At 63.6% G+C, this 15,201-nt stretch carries 19 protein-coding genes; 9 read left to right on the top strand and 10 right to left on the bottom strand.

The window, feature by feature from the left end:
* Positions 1-369: 369 nt before the first annotated feature.
* A complete protein-coding gene (locus XINFAN_RS14940) occupies positions 370-621 on the top strand; it encodes a hypothetical protein (RefSeq protein WP_233352225.1) in 252 nt (83 codons plus the stop codon).
* Here XINFAN_RS14940 and XINFAN_RS14935 read toward each other — a convergent pair whose 3' ends face one another.
* On the bottom strand, positions 622-1,023 hold the full coding sequence (locus XINFAN_RS14935; RefSeq protein ID WP_124087665.1) for a type II toxin-antitoxin system HicB family antitoxin: 402 nt from the start codon (positions 1,021-1,023) through the stop codon (positions 622-624).
* A 52-nt stretch (positions 1,024-1,075) separates the two neighbouring features.
* The gene (locus XINFAN_RS14930; RefSeq protein WP_124087664.1) at positions 1,076-1,264 is read right to left on the bottom strand and encodes a type II toxin-antitoxin system HicA family toxin; all 189 of its coding nucleotides are present in this window, start codon (positions 1,262-1,264) and stop codon (positions 1,076-1,078) included.
* Between the two features lie 130 nt (positions 1,265-1,394).
* On the opposite strand from XINFAN_RS14930, the gene XINFAN_RS14925 reads away from it, so the two are divergent.
* The 6 genes from XINFAN_RS14925 (at position 1,395) to XINFAN_RS14895 (ending at position 5,579) form a co-directional block, all read left to right on the top strand.
* Positions 1,395-1,970, top strand: coding sequence for a peptidoglycan recognition protein family protein (locus XINFAN_RS14925; protein ID WP_124087663.1), 576 nt, complete (start codon positions 1,395-1,397; stop codon positions 1,968-1,970).
* Positions 1,967-2,152: a hypothetical protein gene (locus tag XINFAN_RS14920; RefSeq protein ID WP_124087662.1), complete on the top strand. Its 186-nt coding sequence runs from the start codon at positions 1,967-1,969 to the stop codon at positions 2,150-2,152. The genes XINFAN_RS14925 and XINFAN_RS14920 overlap by 4 nt, the downstream gene beginning before the upstream one ends.
* Positions 2,140-2,505 carry a ubiquitination-like system serine protease family protein gene (locus XINFAN_RS14915; RefSeq protein WP_124087661.1) on the top strand — a complete coding sequence of 122 codons (366 nt, stop codon included), beginning with the start codon at positions 2,140-2,142 and terminating at the stop codon, positions 2,503-2,505. The genes XINFAN_RS14920 and XINFAN_RS14915 overlap by 13 nt, the downstream gene beginning before the upstream one ends.
* A 156-nt stretch (positions 2,506-2,661) precedes the next feature.
* Complete coding sequence (locus XINFAN_RS14910; RefSeq protein ID WP_160144631.1) at positions 2,662-2,862, top strand: hypothetical protein; 201 nt, start codon at positions 2,662-2,664, stop codon at positions 2,860-2,862.
* Between the two features lie 535 nt (positions 2,863-3,397).
* On the top strand, positions 3,398-4,999 hold the full coding sequence (locus XINFAN_RS22530) for a deaminase (RefSeq protein ID WP_160144630.1): 1,602 nt from the start codon (positions 3,398-3,400) through the stop codon (positions 4,997-4,999).
* A gap of 346 nt (positions 5,000-5,345) precedes the next feature.
* Positions 5,346-5,579 (top strand): glutaredoxin family protein, encoded by a 234-nt coding sequence (locus XINFAN_RS14895; RefSeq protein ID WP_124087657.1) that lies wholly within the window; start codon positions 5,346-5,348, stop codon positions 5,577-5,579.
* A 462-nt stretch (positions 5,580-6,041) separates the two neighbouring features.
* Here XINFAN_RS14895 and XINFAN_RS14890 read toward each other — a convergent pair whose 3' ends face one another.
* From XINFAN_RS14890 to fabA, 3 genes are read right to left on the bottom strand one after another with little or no spacing between them, the layout of a single operon-like run.
* On the bottom strand, positions 6,042-6,830 hold the full coding sequence (locus XINFAN_RS14890; protein WP_124087656.1) for an enoyl-ACP reductase FabI: 789 nt from the start codon (positions 6,828-6,830) through the stop codon (positions 6,042-6,044).
* Between the two features lie 11 nt (positions 6,831-6,841).
* Complete coding sequence (gene fabB / locus XINFAN_RS14885; RefSeq protein ID WP_124087655.1) at positions 6,842-8,068, bottom strand: beta-ketoacyl-ACP synthase I; 1,227 nt, start codon at positions 8,066-8,068, stop codon at positions 6,842-6,844.
* Positions 8,069-8,092: 24 nt separating this feature from the next.
* Positions 8,093-8,602 (bottom strand): bifunctional 3-hydroxydecanoyl-ACP dehydratase/trans-2-decenoyl-ACP isomerase, encoded by a 510-nt coding sequence (gene fabA, locus XINFAN_RS14880; protein WP_124087654.1) that lies wholly within the window; start codon positions 8,600-8,602, stop codon positions 8,093-8,095.
* A gap of 203 nt (positions 8,603-8,805) precedes the next feature.
* Between fabA and irrA the strand changes: the two genes are divergently transcribed.
* Positions 8,806-9,237 carry an iron response transcriptional regulator IrrA gene (irrA, locus tag XINFAN_RS14875; protein ID WP_124087653.1) on the top strand — a complete coding sequence of 144 codons (432 nt, stop codon included), beginning with the start codon at positions 8,806-8,808 and terminating at the stop codon, positions 9,235-9,237.
* Positions 9,238-10,884: 1,647 nt separating this feature from the next.
* Here irrA and XINFAN_RS14870 read toward each other — a convergent pair.
* The gene (locus XINFAN_RS14870) at positions 10,885-11,241 is read right to left on the bottom strand and encodes a hypothetical protein (RefSeq protein WP_124087652.1); all 357 of its coding nucleotides are present in this window, start codon (positions 11,239-11,241) and stop codon (positions 10,885-10,887) included.
* A 238-nt stretch (positions 11,242-11,479) separates the two neighbouring features.
* Positions 11,480-12,370, bottom strand: a complete 891-nt coding sequence (locus tag XINFAN_RS14865; RefSeq protein ID WP_124087651.1) for a LysR family transcriptional regulator — start codon at positions 12,368-12,370, stop codon at positions 11,480-11,482.
* A gap of 183 nt (positions 12,371-12,553) precedes the next feature.
* On the opposite strand from XINFAN_RS14865, the gene XINFAN_RS14860 reads away from it, so the two are divergent.
* A complete protein-coding gene (locus tag XINFAN_RS14860; RefSeq protein WP_124087650.1) occupies positions 12,554-13,447 on the top strand; it encodes a DMT family transporter in 894 nt (297 codons plus the stop codon).
* A 6-nt stretch (positions 13,448-13,453) separates the two neighbouring features.
* On the opposite strand, the gene XINFAN_RS14855 is transcribed toward XINFAN_RS14860, so the two are convergent.
* The 3 genes from XINFAN_RS14855 to XINFAN_RS14845 all read right to left on the bottom strand — a co-directional run bounded on the left by XINFAN_RS14855 (position 13,454) and on the right by XINFAN_RS14845 (position 15,199).
* Positions 13,454-13,606: an entericidin A/B family lipoprotein gene (locus tag XINFAN_RS14855; RefSeq protein ID WP_124087649.1), complete on the bottom strand. Its 153-nt coding sequence runs from the start codon at positions 13,604-13,606 to the stop codon at positions 13,454-13,456.
* Positions 13,607-13,692: 86 nt separating this feature from the next.
* Complete coding sequence (locus XINFAN_RS14850) at positions 13,693-14,325, bottom strand: DUF1989 domain-containing protein (protein WP_124087648.1); 633 nt, start codon at positions 14,323-14,325, stop codon at positions 13,693-13,695.
* A 58-nt stretch (positions 14,326-14,383) separates the two neighbouring features.
* A complete protein-coding gene (locus XINFAN_RS14845; RefSeq protein WP_124087647.1) occupies positions 14,384-15,199 on the bottom strand; it encodes a hypothetical protein in 816 nt (271 codons plus the stop codon).
* Positions 15,200-15,201: the final 2 nt, after the last annotated feature.

Genomic DNA, 15,201 nt, shown 5'->3' with positions numbered 1-15,201 from the left:
ATGGACGGGCTGCATCCGAACAAATACGGCCATGAGCAGATCGCCCAGCTGATCTGTGGCGATGCCGGGCTGCTGTGATCCGGCTCTGACCCGGGGCGGAGATTTGGCGCGCGCGTGGCGGTGCGACAAATGCCTTGGTGATCCGCGTCACCGCATGGGAGGCGCTGCGTCATCTGGCGCTTGACGCACCCCGACCGGTTCGCTGCGGTCATTGGTGATGACGTGGGTGTCGCGCTCGCCGTGCTGGGGCTGGTGAGGGCCGATCCATGGCCTGCTGGCTCCTGATCCTGCCGCTCGCCGCATGGCTGATCGCAGCCTGGATGACACTCTGACCCGCTCCGGCGGGCTTTTTCATGCGCAGGAGATACGATGCCTGACACCCCACACGGCCTCCTGGCCATCATTCAAGCTGTCTGGGCGCAGTTGCTGGCTCTGGTGGCGCTGATCGTCTGGCTGGTGCGCGGCGAGGCGCGGACCAAAGCCAACGCGGCTGAGATCCGCAGGCTCTGGCGACAACGCGAAGAGGATCTGCGCGCGCACAAGGAGGCACGCGACACGACCAACGCAATGCTGGATGAGGTCCGCCGGGACATCAAGACGCTGCTCGCGCGGCGGGATTGATCAGGGCGTCACCCCGACCAGTTCCCGCCGTGCGGCCGAGGCGAGGAAGGACGAGCGGGTCATCCCTCTGGCCCTGGCGGTTTCGTCAATGGCGCGCAGCAGGCTGCGCTCCATGGTGATGTTTACACGGTCGACCGCAGTATCCGCAGGAATGTAGGGGATCGGCAGAAGAACGGCCCCACCTGCCATGGCTTCGGCCACGTCCTTCCGACGGCGAAGGCCGTCGAGAGATGCGGGCTCAGCGTCCGGTTGATCTTCAAACCACAGATCAAGAGCTTCGGTCGCGGCGGCGGGAATGGCGTCCCATGTATCGGCTGCGGCGAAGCAGCCGGGAAGATCGGGGAAGGTCAGGCCAAAGGCGCTGTCCCCGTCCTGGTGAACGATAGCGATGTAGTAGCGCATGACATTTGCCCGTGTGGTTGTTTCGTAGGGAGGGGGCGATGGGTAGACCGGGCTAAAGAAGCCCGGCCTGCTGGTAGATGCTCCTGACGGTTCCGGGCGGCAGGTCTTTCTTCGGGTGGGGCAGGATCACGGTTCGATCCCCTTTCCGAAGTTTGAGGTGTGATCCCTTCTTGGACACTTCCTCGAAGCCCGCTTCTTTCAGAACCTTCAGGAGCTTTCGTGAGTTTGTCTCAAGCTCCATCGCCCCTCCTTTCTGAATACATATATACATACTTTCCACAGCACAGTCAAGCATTGATGCGCAAATAAGTGTGTATAAACCGCCCGGCCACCGCGCCGGGCTTTTTCATGTCCAGCGACAGGAGGCGCCGATGAAGCGCATCATCATCCACTGGACCGGCGGGCCTCACAAGCCGACCGGCCTCGACAAGGAACACTATCACCTGATCCTCGATGGATCCGGGGAACTGCATAGCGGGCTGCATCCGGTCCGGGCGAACGCCGGGCCGCTGAAACCCGGTGCCTATGCTGCCCACACGCTCAACTGCAACACCGGCAGTATCGGCGTGGCGCTGGCGGCGATGGCGGGCGCGCAGGAGCGGCCGTTCAAGCCCGGCTCTGCGCCGATCACCGCCGCGCAGGAAGCCGCGCTGACGCACCTGCTGGTTGCGCTCTGCGACCAGTATCAGATCCCGGTGACACGCGAGACGGTGCTGACCCATGCCGAGGTGCAGCCCACGCTGGGCATCGCGCAGCGCGGCAAATGGGACATCACCTGGCTGCCCGGCATGACGCAGCCCGGCGATCCGCTGGCGGTGGGCGATCTGATCCGCGAGCGGGTCAGGACCGCCCGACGCACCACGGCCGCACCGGCCGCCGCGACCCAGCCGGGCTGGCTGGCCCGCATCGTCGAAATCATCAGCAACCTGCTCTGGAGGTCCAAATGATCGCTCCCCTCTCTCGTATCCTCGCGCGCTACATCGCGGGCGCGCTGGTCGCCTATGGCCTGTTCAGCCCGCCCGAGGCGGCCGCGGCAGAGCCGGATCTGGTGCTGCTGATCGGCGCAGGCATCGGAGCCCTGACCGAGGGCGCCTATGCGCTTGCCCGGAGGTTCGGATGGGCGACGTGACAATTCTTGTTGGCACAAAACTCAACCGCCTTACCGATGGTAGCCTGGCATTCCGCTGTCCTGGCTGCAACGAGACCCATCGTGTGACGGTCGGGAATGGGTCGGGGCCACGGTGGGGATGGAATGGAAGCGGGGATGCGCCAACCTTCACCCCGTCGATCCTCGTTCAGAGCGGCCATTTTGTCCAGCCGAACGGCAAGCATTGCGACAGATCCGGTGATCCGGATTGGCCATGCGACTGTCTGTGCTGCCACAGCTTCGTGACGGACGGACGCATCCAGTTCCTGGGCGACTGCACCCATGCTCTCGCTGGCCAGACCGTGGATCTGCCGGATTGGAGCGAGAAATGTTGACATGGATTTTCACCGAATTCTCCGGCTGGCTGGCCGGCGCAGGGGCGGTGATCGCCGCCCTTGCCGTTGCGTGGTGGCGGGGCAGGGCGTCAGCGCGGCAAGAGACGGCGCTGGAGGCCGCAGAACGCTATGCGAAAACCCGGAAAGGAATGGATGATGCGCCTGATCACGGCAATGACCCTGACGCTGCTCGTCGCTGGCTGCGTGAACGGGACGCAAACCAGCGGTGATGCGCTCTGCGATGGTTCGCGGGAGGCGCGCACCGATCATGCGGCGGCCCTGGCGGATTCGGCGGATGACCGGGCGGTGGTCACCGGGGCCCGGCTGATCGCGCTGATCGACGCGGGGTGCGATTGATCAGCCATTTTCCAGATCTGCTGACCGCTGACGGCGGGGCGGTGGCCGCGTCCTGGTCGATCTTCGCAAGGTGGGGCGTCAAGTGACACCGCAACCGGACTGGCGGTTCTCGCTATTCCTCGACGCGCTCTGGCTCAGGCTGGGGCGCGCATGAAGAAGCCCGCCGGAGGGGCGGGCTGCGGGGGTTAGAGCCAAGTTTCCCATGGCTTACCTGGATCAGATTCTGGTTCAAGATAAGATGCCATTGCGCGCCTGATGGAGTCCGGCAGCAGGGCCGTTTTCCTGTCAGATTGGTCAGCAATTTCAAGGACTTCCTTCGCAAACTCCGCGTCTCTTGCTTGGGCGGCTGCTTGGCAATCCTTGATCGCGGGCATGGTGTTCTCCAATGTTTGCGGAATGTTGGGGCACGTCCAGTATCTCTTTTTGCTTGACTATTGCAAGATCAGTTCTTCACTGGGAGCTGGAAGTTCGCCGAAACTTGAGGTGTATTTTGAGCGAAGATATTAATTCTATTGGGGGTGATTCAGAAAATCATATGGACGTCCTTACGCCCGAGCTCGTTTTTGGCTTGGTGGGCCCATTGGGTAGCAATATTGATGCTGCTCAAGAGGCATTAAGGGTTGAACTTATGAAGGTCGGGTATGAAGCCGTTGTTATTCACCTGACGCGCGATTTGAAAGCGATGCTGCATGAATTCTCCAGTTTTGAAATTGATACATATACCCAGAAAATAAATCTTATGAATGACGTGGTTAGGTACTCCGGAAAGCAGGATTTTCTTGCTAGAGTCGCCATTGCCTCAATTGTGGCTAATCGTGTTAAATTCAATAAGCCGAGGGAGCTGAATGCAAAAAACGCAAGGATATTCCAGGCTTCAAAGAAGGCATATATTGTTCGTCAGCTCAAGCGAAAGCAGGAAGCAGATCTTCTTTCGAAGGTATACGGCAAGAAGTTCGTTCAGATTTCTATAGCGGTGAGTGAAGGGGATCAGTTTCAATCTGTTTTAAGCATTGTGGGCAGAGAGGCTCCAGAACTATCTCAGGTGAAACGCGAATCCGAAGCCAGACAGCTTATTATTAGGGATAAAGATGAGGCCGGCTCACCATTTGGCCAAAGCCTTATAAACGTATATCATAGCGCGGATGTGTTCGTTGGTGGGAACGCAAACGAAATTGGATCTCAAATTGGCAGATTTATAGAGGCATTCTTTGGGTCTAATATGATTAGCCCGACACGAGATGAGTTTGGTAGCTTTCTTGCGAAGACGGCATCATTTCGAACGCTTGATCTTAGTAGGCAGGTAGGTGCTGCCATAATGTCCAAGTTTGGAGATGTTATCACACTTGGGTGTAATGAGGTGCCTAAGTCGCAAGGGGGGAATTATTGGTGTGATGATGATTACCCTCAGCGCGATATTGAGAGGGGAGTTGAGCCAAATAAACTTGAGACTACAAGACTAATATACGACTTTGTGCATGCCCTGTCGAAGCTCGATAAAATGAATTTTGATCCTGTTGAAGTGTTGAGAGACCCGGCTCTGGATCATGTTTTGAAAGATGCATTTATTTCTGATATTACTGAATTTGGAAGGATAACTCATGCTGAAATGTCTGCCCTTGCTGATGCTGCGCGTTTAGGTAGGTCGACACTGGGATCCACGATATACGTGACTACATTTCCCTGTCATAACTGTGCAAAACATCTCATTGCAGCTGGCGTCACGCGAATAGTTTACATTGAGCCTTATGCTAAAAGTAAGGCCTTCGAGCTGAGTGGGGATGCATTGACGGTATCAAGGGGGGATTCTGATAAAGTGCTTGTTGAGCATTTTATTGGAATAGCTCCGCGAAGATATAGGGAGATATTTGAGAAGGGGAAAAAGAGGCGTGACGAACTGAATAGGGTTAAGAAGTGGCAGTTTGATGATCCGACGCCAATGATTGATAATAAAACTGGAACTCATACCTTTCTTGAGTTTCATGCCTTGTCTGGCTTCAAAAGTGGATTGTCGCAGGTTGCTGCGATGTTTGCTGCGAGGAAAGTGGATGCTGTAAAATTTGGCCCTAAGACAGCGAAAACTCGAACGAGAGCCGCGAGGCCTGTTGGCGTTCGCCCGACCAGAAATTTTCGAAGCTAGTTTGGCCAGCAGTGCGTGGAAAATTTGAAGGTTATTACTGCCCGTGTGCAATACCTGTTGCGCAGCGTCCACATATGATCGTACATGCAGCGTTCAGGGAAATCATGAAATATACCCAGTCGATACCGGGTACTCCTACATTCCCTCGATCAGCGTCGGCTTGACGTTGTAGCGCCGGGGGAAGGGCTCGATTTTGTTGCAGTTCAGGCTGGCCTGCGGTGTTCGCAATGTGCGGGCATGGGCGAATTATGGGTATCCTTCGGCACACCCGATCTCATGCGGCACAAGATGCAATGGCTCGATAGCTTCAACAACGTGCCTCACGATCACGAATAGGATCTCTCCCATGATCATCATCTACACCTCGCCGGGTTGTGGCCCGTGCGTTGCGACCAAGCGCGCGCTGGATCAGGCCGGACTGGCCTATGAGGAGAGGGCAGGGGCTGACTGGCCGGATGATGTCGAGCGGCTGGCGAGGATCGCAGGCTCGCGGGAGGGGCCGCTGGTGGTGGCTGGGGATCAGGTCTGGTCGGGGTTTCGGGCGGATATGATCGCTGAGGTCAGCGGGACAAGCACCTAGACTTGAGCACCAATCTGTACAACAATCCGCTCCATGTCGATTTGAGATTGGCAATAAAATAAGAGATATATTCCCTGCTCGGGATTGGCTGGAGCGCGTCTCCCGCTCCCGCTCCATCCTTCGGAAAATATCGCATGGTAATCAGTGGGTTAACCGCACTGGTTTCCCATGTGGCAATCGTCGGTGGGACGCTTGCCGGCCCTGGCCTCCGCAGCGCCTATGGCATCACGGGCGAGTCCCGGTCATTCGGCGCCTTTGGCGCAGAGATCTGAGGTCTTCGCCCGGATATGTCCGTTCAGGGTCATGATCCGGTATCGGGAGCAATCTTCCCGCGCCGTGTTGCGGGCTCTAGCGAACCAGCGGCGTTCACCTGCTTTGCATGAACCGCCTCAGTGCCGCCGGGCAGCGCGGAAAGTTGCCGGAGCCCCCCGGCCTCACGCCCGGCGGCGGAGCCCGGCCATGTCAGATGTTTTCGGCCTGGGGGAAGCCCAGAATGTGATAGCCGCCGTCGACATGGACGATCTCGCCGGTGGTCGCGGCGCCGTAATCCGAGCACAGCCAGACCGCGGTGCCGCCGATGGTTTCCAGCGTGGCGTTCTTGCGCAAAGGCGCGTTTTCCTCGGTATGGCGGAAGGTTGCCCGCGCGCCGCCGATCGCCGATCCGGCCAGCGTTTTCATCGGGCCGGGCGAGATCGCATTGACCCGCACGCCCTGCGGCCCGAGGTCGTTCGCCAGATAGCGCGTCGCCGATTCCAGCGCGGACTTGGCCACACCCATCACATTGTAATTCGGCGCGATCCGGTTCGAGCCCTGGAAGGTCAGCGTGATCAGGCTGCCGCCCTCGGGCATCAGTTCCGCCGCGCGCCGCGCCACGTCGATGAAGCTGAAACACGAGATGTTCAGCGAATTCAGGAAGTTCGCCCGCGTCGTATTGGTGAAGCGGCCGGTGAGTTCGGTCTTGTCGGAATAGGCCACCGCATGGATCACGAAATCGAGCCTGCCCCAGCGGGATTTCAGCGCGTCGAAGCAGCGGCCGAGCGAGTCCTCATCCGTCACATCGACATCGACGAGGAAATCCGAGCCGACCGAGGCCGCCAGCGGCTCGACCCGCTTGCCGAAAGCCTCGCCCTGGTAAGAGAAGGCAAGCTCCGCCCCTTCGGCGGAAAGCGCCGAGGCGATGCCCCAGGCGATGGAACGGTCATTCGCGACACCCATCACGAGGCCGCGTTTTCCCTGCATCAGTCCGGCCATGCCGCGCTCCCTCAAGACTTGTATTTGCTCATCACCAGCGTGGCATTGGTGCCGCCGAAGCCGAAGCTGTTCGACAGAACGCTGTCGATCTCGGCCTCGCGCAGTTCCGTCACCACCTCGCCGGGGCGAAGCGCCGGATCCGGGGTCTCGACATTGGCCGAGGCGGCGATGAAGCCCTTGTTCATCATGATCAGCGAATAGATCGCCTCATGCACCCCGGTCGCACCGAGCGAATGGCCGGTCAGCGATTTGGTCGAGGCGACGGGCGGCATGTTCTCCTCGCCGAAGACGCGGCGGATCGCCTCGATCTCGGTGATGTCGCCGGCCTGGGTCGAGGTGCCGTGGCTGTTGACATAGCCGATGCGGCGGCCCTGGGGCAGGGTGGAGAGCGCGAGCTTCATCGAGCGCTCGCCGCCTTCTCCGCTCGGCGCCACCATGTCGTGGCCGTCCGAGGTGGCGCCGTAGCCGGTGACTTCGCCGTAGATCTTCGCGCCGCGCGCCAGCGCGTGGTCCAGCTCTTCCAGCACCACCACGCCGCCGCCGCCCGCGATCACGAAACCGTCGCGATTGGCGTCATAGGGGCGCGAGGCGCGGTCGGGCGTGTCGTTGTATTTCGACGACATCGCGCCCATGGCGTCGAACAGGCACGACAGCGTCCAGTCCAGTTCCTCGCCGCCGCCGGCGAACACGATATCCTGCTTGCCGAACTGGATCAGCTCGGCGCCGTTGCCGATGCAATGCGCCGAGGTCGAGCAGGCCGAGGTGATCGAATAGTTCACGCCCTTGATTTTAAAGGGCGTCGCGAGGCAGGCCGAAGTGGTCGAGGACATGCCCTTGGTCACGCCGAACGGGCCGATCCGCTTCGGGCTGCCGGTCTCCGAGACGATGTTATGCGCCTTGAAGAAGGATTTCGTCGAAGGCCCGCCCGAGCCGACGATGATCCCGGTGCGCTCGTTCGAGACGTCTTTCGCCTCCAGCCCGCTGTCGGCGACCGCCTGGCTCATGGCGATGAAATTATAGGCCGCGCCGTCGCCCATGAAGCGCAGGTCGCGCTTGTCGATATGGTCCTCGAAAACGATCTGCGGCTGGCCGTGCACCCGCGAGCGGAAGCCGCGTTCGGCGTAATCGGGGGCGAAAACGATGCCCGACCGGCCGGCGCGCAGGCTGGCTTCCACTTCGGCCACATTGTTGCCGATGGGTGAGACGATGCCGAGGCCGGTGATGACGACGCGACGCATACGGTTATAGTCCTTACCTAGGGATCACGAGGCCGAGAGGGCCACCTTCATGTCTTTGACCAGATAGATGGTCTCGCCGTCGGCTTCCACCCGGCCATCTGCCACACCCATGGTCAGCCGGCGGGTTTGCACCGCCTTGGTGAAATCGACGAAATAGCGCAGCAGTTTGCGCTCGGGGCGGACCATGCCGGTCAGCTTGACCTCGCCGACGCCCAGGGCATAGCCGCGCCCCTCCCATCCGCGCCAGCCGAGGTTGAAGCCGGTCAGCTGCCACAGACCGTCAAGCCCGAGGCAGCCCGGCATGATCGGATTGCCGGGGAAATGGCAGGCGAAGAACCACAGATCGGGGTGGATGTCGAATTCCGCCACCACATGGCCCTTGCCATGTTCGCCGCCATCCTCCGAGATTTCGGTGATGCGGTCCATCATCAGCATGGGCGGTTCGGGAAGCTGGGCGTTGCCGGGGCCGAAAAGCTCGCCCCTTGCGCAGGCCAGCAGGTCTTCCCGGTCGAACTTGTTCGGATAACGCCCCATCTTCTCCCCGATCCGTCTGATCTTCTCCTGCTTTTCCTCTAACAGAGGCACCGAACCCAGGGCAAGGGTGCTGCACCCGCGAACGCAATGGCGGAAATTTGCGTTTTCCATTGAAACCGGGGGCAAGCGCACTTTATAATCATTCCAGCGACAGGCCCCGCCGGGATCATCCCGGGCGGGCAGGAGCGGCAGGAGATCGGCCCATGGCACAGACGGCAGGGCAGACGGCACATGAGCGGGCGGCCGAATGGCTTGAGCACGGCGGGCTGCGCCCGACGCGGCAGCGGCTGGCCCTGGCCACGTTGCTGGTCGGCGACGGCGAGGACCGCCACGTCACCGCCGAAAGCCTGTTTGAGATGGCCGCGGGCGCGCATGAGAAGGTGAGCCTCGCCACCGTCTACAACACCTTGCGCGCCTTCTGCGACGCGGGTCTGATGAACGAGGTCGTGGTCGATGGCGCGAAAAGCTATTTCGACACAAGGATGGACGATCACCCGCATTTCTTCTGGGAAGACAATGCGGTGCTGACCGACGCGCCGAAAGAGGAGCTTGAGGTCGCGCGCCTGCCCTCGGCGCCGGAAGGGACCGAGGTCTCGCGCGTCGATGTGGTGATCCGCCTGCGCCGCAATCCCTGAGCGGATTCTGGCTGCCGGAGGATCCCGGCCCGGGTTCCGCCGGCCCCCTCACGCTGTGGTTTGGTTTGTGCCGCCGGCCTCTCGCTGGCCGTCGGGGCATGATGGCGATCCGGCGTTCCCCGGTCCCGGAATAGGACCGCACCAGACTTGCGCGCCTCAGTCTGCTTCCCGATGCGACAGCAGGGCCGCGCCGCTGTGGCTTTGGCGGAACAGCCCATGTCGGCGCGGGATCAGATCGTCCGGCGTCAGATCCGGCAAGCGCAGCGAACCGCCTGACACGGCGATGAATCACTGATCGCCCCGGCGGCGGATCGCCGCGCCGATCACCTTTAGATGGACCGGGGCCGGCACCTCGGGCTGCGCCAGCAACTCTTCTACCCACCGCCTTGACGCGATGATCATGCGCCTTGTCTCCGGGCTGGCCCTGCGGAGCGGCGGCGGGCAGATCGGCCGGGGTCATCCGGCGCGCGTCCGGCCGGCAAGGGGCAAGGCCGGGTCGCCACGGGCTTCTGCGCGCCACCGTCTCCGGTTCCGGCGTCATGGCAAAGACCATACCGGCGCTGGCTGCGGCGAAGTCGATCCCGTGGCCGCCCGCCTGCATCGGCCGCTGCCCGGGTTCTGGCGGGTTCAATTCCCTTCTCCCCCGAAATGCGCGCCGCGGTGGCTGATCGGCAGCACCGAACCGGTGTCGGGACAGCGCCCACCGGAAAGCTGGCCCAAAGCCGGAGCTGACCTTCAGTGACCTCGGCGGCGCGGCTACAGTGGACCCCGGACGAAAGCATCTCCGGCAGGGCGAAATTCTCGTGCCCCGAAGCGCGGGGACCACGCTCCACCCCGCCCGGTCCTCGCCGAGCCCCTGCGGCGACATCAGTTGCCGTGCTTCCCTACAGGGATGGCTGAAAGTGGTGATCAACCCGATCCTTTCGCTCCCGCGCGCGACGAGGCCATCATCCTCGCCGGATCGCGGGAACAGAGATCCTTGATCCTGCTGCCGCAAGCTCTCGCCGCTCAGCCAGGCCGGCGCCACCGATATGCTCTGGGTCGGATCTGCATTGCCATGCCGGTCTGCCGCCCTCAAGGCGGCGGGCCCTGCGCGGGCGACCAGGGTCTTGACGCGGATCCGCTCAGAAGGGGCCGCGGATGCCGATCCTCACCATGCGCGGCGCGGTCAGACTGCCCGGCTGCCCGGCATCGTGCCGCGAGGGGGGCTCCGGCGGGGTCGGGCGCGCCCGTCCGGCAGGTTCCCATCCAGTCTGTGACCGGCGATGATGTCCACCAGCCTGTAATCCTGCACCTCACAGGCCGGCGTATTGGCGGTGTCGGAGTAACAGCGTCGGTGAAACGCGCCTGGCCGCCGAGGGTGGGCTGCCCGCTCGCGTCCCACCCGGCGCCGGGGCTGAGCCCCGTGCCGGGCGCCCAGGCGGTCCTCTCGCCGGTTCCGGTGCCGCCGAAATCGGGCGAGGTCCCGCCCGGGTTGTCGCCTTGCGAGACCGGGCCGCCACCACCCGGTCGGGCGTGGCGGCACTTCCGCGCAGGTCGGGCGGAAATCCATGTCGCTGCTGGCAAGCTGTGGCGAGGCAGCGCCCCGGCGGCGGATGTGGTCGCGCAGGCCGCGGGTCAGCGTCCATTGCCCGGCGAAACGCCGGTTCAGCTTACCATCGAGGCCCGGATTGTGCTTGCGGTTCGGGACGATGGGAATCCGTCGCGGTTCAGGGCCTCCGACTGGCGGGTGCAGGCGTTGCAGGCCCCAGCCACGTGGCTGAGCGTCTCGTCGGGGGGGCGAAGGTCAGGCGGCAATTCGTCGTCGACATGGAGCATGTTCGCGAACACCAGGCCGTTGCCCCGGTCCCAGGCGTTGACGATGATCGCGCCTTCGGTGGCGTTCGCGCACTGCGATGGGGACTGCTGGCTGCGGAGCACCTCGACCCTGTTGAGTTCCCGGCCCGGGGCCGTGCCGAAGCAAAGCTCGCTGGAGCCGGGGTAAGGGCCATCGGGGCTGATCATGTCCCGCAGGACCTTTTCTCTGGTGACGAAGATCCTGTCGTGGAAGGCCTCTTCCCGCTCTCCCGGGCGCGGAGGGGCAGAGCGGCACCGGCGCGCGTAAGGGTGATCAGGCTGGCGCTGCCCGCAAGGTGCGCGGGGGCGGGCTGTGGCACGGTGTTTCCACGAAAGCCGGTGAGGCGGGCGGCGCGCTGGCGGGGCTGATGATCCTGCTTCCGCCGCCGGGTCGTGGTCACCAAGGTCAGGCGGGAATCTGCAACTGGCCGCTGCGGCTTATCTCGTCGGCGATCTGCGCGATCAGGCTTTCCAGCGCCGGATTGCGCGGCTTTTTCGCACGGCGCACCACATAGGCCAGATCCGGAGGCGCGGGCAGGTTCGCGGTCAGGATCTCCATCTCCGGCTTCAGATAGCGCGAAGACAGCAGCGCTACCCCGAGCCCGGCCTGCACCGCCGCCGTGATCCCCGCCGCGCTGGAACATTCGAAGACGGTCTCGAACAACCTGCCCTCGTCTTGCGCCATGTCGATCCCCCACCGGCGGTAGAAACAGTTCTCGTCGAACGACAGAAACGGGACAGGCCGGTCGGCGGGCAGGTCGAGATCGGGCGATTTCACCCAGTGCAGCTCTTCGCGGAACAGCAGCAGATCCTGCGGCCGCACGTCATGGCGGAACATCTGGACGATGGCGGCGTCCAGCGCGCCCGCGGCCAGCATGGTCTGAAGCGTCAGGCTCATCCCCACCCGGGTGCGCACCGAGACCTCGGGATGCAGGCGGCGGAACCGGCCGAGGATGCGCGACAGGTCGGTGCAGGTGGTGTCCTCGGTCATGCCAAGCGCGATCCGGCCCTGGAGCGGGCTTTTCGACAGGCTGAGCACCGCCTCGTCATGCAGCCCGAGGATGCGCCGCGCCCGCGCCAGCAGATCGCGGCCCGCGCCGGTGAAAAGCGGCGCATTGGCCCGCCGGTCGAGCAGATCGCAGCCGAGGCTGGCCTCCAGCCGCCGGATCCGGTGGCTGACCGCCGATTGCGACAGGCCCAGCACTTCGGCGGCGCGGGTCACGCCGCCCTGGTCCTCGATGGCGGTCAGCGCGCGCAGCGCGTCGATGTCGAGACGGCGGGACAGGATTCCGGCCATGGCGCCCCCTGTTGTGCCCTGTTGTGAATGTCTGCCCTTCAGACATGACGCAGAAACCGCGGCCCGGCAATCAGCCATGCCGGATTTGCGCCGATGGTCATGGTTGCATCGAAATTTGTCATGTGCGGCCTGGCGGGCGGCGGGCTACACCCCGGGGCGAGACCTTCCTGCACCCGAGGCATCATGACCTGCCAGATCACAGCCGCCGCCCGGCCGCATCCCCTGTTGTGGCCGCTGATCGCGGTCACGCTGATCCTGTGCTGGAGTTCGGGCTATGTCGGCATCCGCTTTGCCAGCGAGAACGCCAGCGTGGTGCAGGTGCTGTTCTGGCGGCTTCTGGTCGCGGGGCTGATCCTGTTGCCCTTCGCGCTGGCCTTCGGCCCCCGCATCGGCCGCGCCGCGCTGGTGCAGCAGATGGGCTTCGGCGTGGCGATGATGTTCCTTTACCTCGGCGGTTTCGCGCTGGCGATCGGGCAGCGGGTGCCGACCGGCATCGTCGCGCTGATCTCGGATCTGATCCCGATCGCTATCGCGGCGCTGTCGCAGCCCATGCTCGGCCAGCGGCTGAGCGCGCGGCAATGGCTGGGCACCGGGATCGGCGCGCTCGGGGTGTTCATGGTCTCGCTCGACGGCCTTGGCCTCGGCGATGCGCCGTTCTGGGCCTATGGGCTGACCGTGGGCTCGATGCTGGTCTTCGCGCTGGCGACGGTGCTGCAAAAGCGGCTGGGGGCGGTGCATATGGCGATCCACCAGAGCCTGTGCATCCAGTGCCTGACGGCGGCGGCGCTGTTCGGCCTGTGCCTGTTGCCGGGCGCGGGGCTGGCGCCGCCCACCGATGCGCGCTTCGCCTTCGGCATCGCCTGGCTGGTGCTGGCCTCGACCTTCCTGTGCTACGGGGTCTATTACCTCGGGCTGCGGCTTTACCCGGCGGCGCGGGTGGGGGCGGTGATCTATCTCAGCCCGCCGGTGACCATGCTCTGGGGCTGGGCGATGTTCGGCGAGCCGCTGACCTCCGGCATGTTCCTCGGCCTTGCGGTGACGCTGGGGGGCGTCTGGCTGGCCACCACCCGCGGCTGAGCGCGATCACATCCCCGCTTCGGCCTGGCGCGCCTCCTGGCTGATCGCGCTGCCCGCCTGCTGCATGTCGCGCCCGGCGCCCTCGATCGTGTTGCAGGCGCCAAGCGCCAGCAAGAGAGCCAGCGGCAGCAGGCGGGCGGGCAGGGGGGCGATGCTCATGACGGATCTCCGGCTTGTCTCAGATACGCCGGAAAAACCCGCCCGCCCGGGAGGGGGTTCCGTCAGACCCCGGAGATGAGCGGAACTCAGCCCTCGATCATCGCCGACAGGCTGCGCGGCACCGCATCCTCGCCATTGATTGGCAGAAGATCCATCGGACAGCAGGAGATCACCGCGATCAGATCGCGCTCGGCCCGCAGCCGGACGTGATCCCCGGGGCGCGAGACCGGCGCGCGCCACGAGAGGCTGCCGTCTTCGGCCACCGGAATGTTCATCCACAGGTTCAGCGGGCAGGGCACGTCCGGCGCCCGCACGCCCACTTCGGCCAGCGCCATGCGCAGATTGTCGGCGCAGTTGTCGTGATGGCCCTGATGGCCGAGCTGCTCATAGCGGTGGATGTCGCAGGCGGCGATCAGCGTGTCATGCACGCCGGGCGAGCTGTCCGACAGCAGCGTCATGAGCGGCTGGCGGCGGTTGTCGGGCAGCACGTCGCCCGGGCGCGGCGAGATCCGGCGCAGCCCGGCCCGCAGATGCTCCATCGACAGGAAGACGGCGGGATCGGCGGCGTCGAAGGCGAAGAAATCGCCGACCTGGGCGCCATGGGTGTTCACGATCCGCAGCACCTGGCCCTTGTTCACCGGGATGGCGCGGCCCCGGCGAGCAGGGATTTCAAACATCTCTCCGGGCCGGATGGTCGTGGTATCCTGATGCTCAGCCATTCGCCGCTCCTGTCCTTTGCGCGCGGGCAGCAAAGCCGCTCGCGCGCCGCAGGGCAAGCTATTCTTCCAGCGCCTGCGCCGGATCGACGCCGATCTCTTCGCACATCCGCGCGGCGTAGGAGTTGGGCAGGGGCGGGTTCTTGCGCCACCAGGGTTTGGTGCCGTTGGTGTAGAGATGGACGGAGAGCGTGTTGTCGGTGAAATGCCCCTCGACCCTTCCGTAGGGGTCGTAGAACACGTCGTTCAGCTGGAACGGCACCGGATAGAGGTAATCCGACGATAAGGCCTTTTCGTAATCGCCGGTCTGCTGGGCGAACCAGGTGAAGGCCTGCGGCCCGAAGGCGGTGCGCTCGGCGTTGTAGATCCTGACCGCCTGGGGCAGCGAACGGTCCTGCTTGTCGATGCGTTTGCGCTGCTGCTTGTTGAACCAGGCCGGGGCCTCGGGCAGGTTGTCGTAATAATCCAGCAACTGGTGGATCAGTTCACCATCCTTCGGGATATAGACCACGCCGCAGTTCAGCGCGCCGCGAAAGCCGTGGCCCGCGTAGATGTTCTGCATCTCGTCGGGGAAGGGCTTGTGGCAGAAGGCGTCGCAGTCGATCCAGACCGCATCGGTCGCCTGGATCATCTTGTAGCGGAACACGTTCGACAGGAAGCTCTCCGAGGTCTGGCGCACGATGTCCATGTCGATGTCCATGATCTCGGTCGCCGGGCGCACCGTCACCCCTTCGGGGACGTTCGACACCTCGTCGGTGCAGTAGAGCGTGGTCGGATGGCCCTGGCGGACATGGCTGAGCAGGCAGAGCTGGTTGAGGTAATGCAGGCGCGGGCCGATCCAGAGCGATGCGACCGGGCGGCGGACGGGGTTTGACAAGG

Origin of the sequence: Pseudogemmobacter humi (genome assembly GCF_900609055.1) — a bacterium.
In the GTDB taxonomy this organism is placed as follows: Bacteria; Pseudomonadota; Alphaproteobacteria; order Rhodobacterales; family Rhodobacteraceae; genus Pseudogemmobacter; species Pseudogemmobacter humi.
The sequence above is the reverse complement of the archived record's forward strand: the minus strand, read 5'-3'. Positions and strand labels throughout refer to the sequence as shown.